Raw genomic sequence first — 1,114 nt, 5'->3', positions numbered from 1 at the left:
GAGCTTTGGCTTGGTAGCGCGCGAAAAGCGGCGAGTAATTTTGCATAAACCACAGTATGGAACTGCGAGGTGCGCAATCCTGCCACCTCGGGCTGCATCCGCGCAGGAGACGTCGTCATTCCGATAAACCTCTTGATAGAATGTAGAGCCTAACGGGAGAGCTAGCACTACTAGTGGGATGGTCCGGCCGTGCTCCTGCCCCGCTTGTTCGTAAGCTGTGGGGCTTTGAGCCACGCAAGGAGCACGTCCCATGTCACGGTCTTCTTTCTCTGCCGCCATCGCCTCGAGCCCAAGCTCTTCCTTGAGCTGCTGATGCGCCTGCTCACACACCCAGCGCGCCTTGATGAGAGAGGCCAACTGCTTCAGTGCGGCGTCGGGCGGTAAGTTGGAGAGATAGTATTTGCGCTCACCCGACGAGCGGTGCTCGCCCACCAGCCAGACCTCCTCGCCGGGCAGATGCTGGGCGGCATGCCCACTCAACTGAACCGCCGGTCCATCGGCCACCCGCACCCGCATGGCGGCAAACCTCGCCCGCAGCGGCCCCTTGGTGCCGCGCCGCCACGTGATCCGGCGCCATGACGTCTTGGCCAGTATGGTCTCAGCTGAGGTCGATTCCTGATCCGGGATCAGCGTCTTGCGGGGGCGTCCACGGGTGGTGGTGGAGCCCACCATCTGCACATTGACCGGATAGACCTTCTGAATGCGCACGGTTCCCACGGCCCACAGCAGTTCCAAAGCCGAGAGTGCGTGTCGGAACGGTGCGCTGATGCCGTAGCCAGCATCGGCCAGCACCGCCCCGAAGCTCACCCCAGCCTGCATGACCCGCTGGAGTTCAGCCAAGGCGATCTCTGGTTTTGAGCGCTCCGTCCAGAACGCTTCAGGCACACCGGCGCGCTGCAGGCGCCCGGGATCGTTGATCCAGGCGTCCGGCAGAAACAGCCGCAAGACAATTGGGATCGGCACCTCAGCCTTGGCGAGGGTGAGCGAGACCAGACTCTAACAGTTGGCCTTCTTGCCCAACGCTCCGGCATACTGCGGACCGACACCGACGGAATGGGTGCCCTTCTTGGGCAGGGCTGTGTCGTCGATCACCAGGATGGCGTCAGGCCCGCCA

General features: G+C 62.9%; 1 pseudogene. It reads right to left on the bottom strand.

Annotated elements, in window-relative coordinates:
• Positions 1–282: 282 nt before the first annotated feature.
• A pseudogene (locus ACYVOK_RS00530) lies at positions 283–1,114 on the bottom strand (IS701 family transposase); the annotation flags it as partial.

This window comes from Kribbella swartbergensis (genome assembly GCF_054784135.1).
Note: the sequence above shows the minus strand (reverse complement) of the source record. Positions and strands in the feature narration are given on the sequence as shown.